General features: G+C 43.7%; 1 rRNA gene. It reads right to left on the bottom strand.

Going from position 1 to position 506, the window contains the following annotated elements:
* Window positions 1-385: 385 nt before the first annotated feature.
* A 5S ribosomal RNA gene (gene rrf / locus KDM92_RS18265) occupies window positions 386-498 on the bottom strand.
* Window positions 499-506: the final 8 nt, after the last annotated feature.

Raw genomic sequence — 506 nt, 5'->3', positions numbered from 1 at the left:
TTTGACCAATCTCCCAGCTTCAACTGCCTTCAATATTCCTATGATCTGTGTTTCTGTAAATCTGCTCTTACGCATTTCTGTTCTCCTTTGGCATATAAGTTTGCCTCAAGATCTCTAGTTATGCATGGCTTGATTTTACGGGAGGGTTACATCTAGATCAGGGATATTTAAGAAGAGGGAAAGTTAAAGTGTAAGTGAGCTGTGAGCGATAAAAGGAAACGCAGCAAAGAGGAAAGACGAGATGAAATACGGAAGGAGTTGAGTAAGGGGGAACGAAAGGAATGGGCAAAGGGTAAGGTAAGGGTAGAAATCAAAAAGCAAAGAGTAAGAAGGACAAAAGCAAAAGCCCCTGATTCGTTGGAATCAGGGGCATTCTGGTATAAGAGCCTGACGATGACCTACTTTCACACTGGTTGCAGCACTATCATCGGCGCAAAGTCGTTTCACGGTCCTGTTCGGGATGGGAAGGTGTGGTACCAACTTGCTATAGTCATCAGGCATAACTT

Source organism: Affinundibacterium baiyunense, from assembly GCF_018139645.1.
GTDB classification, from domain to species: domain Bacteria; phylum Pseudomonadota; class Gammaproteobacteria; order Burkholderiales; family Burkholderiaceae_D; genus Undibacterium; species Undibacterium baiyunense.
The sequence above is the reverse complement of the archived record's forward strand: the minus strand, read 5'-3'. Positions and strand labels throughout refer to the sequence as shown.